Source organism: Klebsiella sp. MS 92-3 (genome assembly GCF_000195655.1).
Classification (GTDB): Bacteria; Pseudomonadota; Gammaproteobacteria; order Enterobacterales; family Enterobacteriaceae; genus Klebsiella; species Klebsiella pneumoniae.
In genome coordinates this window covers 23087-23842 of the sequence record NZ_GL882866.1, presented here as the reverse complement: position 1 = coordinate 23842, position 756 = coordinate 23087, and the positions used below count along the sequence as shown (strand labels likewise).

Genomic DNA, 756 nt, shown 5'->3' with positions numbered 1-756 from the left:
CGCCAGCGCCGCTTCCTGCTGCGCTGGCGGACGTTCGTCGGACTGGGCATCCAGCAAGGAGCGCAGGCGTTCCAGCTGACGCTGGCCCAGCGTTAACAGCGGCCACAGGCCATCGCACTGGATCAGATTCTGTTTTTCAACCAGCGCCATCAGCAGGTGAACACTGCGGATCTGCGCTTCGCCGCTGAGAGAGGCAATCAGCCAGGCCTCCTGCATCAGCCTCAGGGTATGGTCAGAGAGCTGGGGACGATGACGTACCGAGCGCGGCTGTTTATCCAGCCAGCTCAGCAGATCCTGCCACAGCGCATCCATATCCCATTCATAGCGCCGCGCCAGCACCGTCAGATCGCCTTCCCCCTGTTCCAGCAGCTTGAGCAGCCAGTGCTCGGGCAGGATCTCGGCATGCGCCCGGGTCTGGCACAGGGAGGCCGCCCCCTCCATTGCGCGGGCACAGCAGGGATTAAGACGGCGTAACAGGCTGGCTGGATTTTCCATGAGATCCTCTCTTATTGTTTCCGGACACGCTACCGCCCGTCGCTGTTCCTGAACAGGAACCCCAAGCGCACAAGGTCAGGCAGACAGATTGTGTTTTTCTTTGCTGAGAACCCGTATCTCAGGCGCTCAGCAAAAAACGGCGGGCAGAGAAACGCTGCCCGCATCAGGCGATCGCCCGCAATAATCCCCGGCCGCAGAGATAACGATGCGGCCGGGATGAGCGAACGTCGCCTGCGCGCCCGCGGCGCGGAAAATGAAGGG

General features: G+C 62.0%; 1 protein-coding gene. It reads right to left on the bottom strand.

Annotated features, from left to right (window positions below; all coding sequences use genetic code 11):
* Positions 1-495: Clp protease N-terminal domain-containing protein (locus tag HMPREF9538_RS02175; RefSeq protein WP_323740378.1), on the bottom strand; the 495-nt coding region annotated here is incomplete at its 3' end.
* Positions 496-756: the final 261 nt, after the last annotated feature.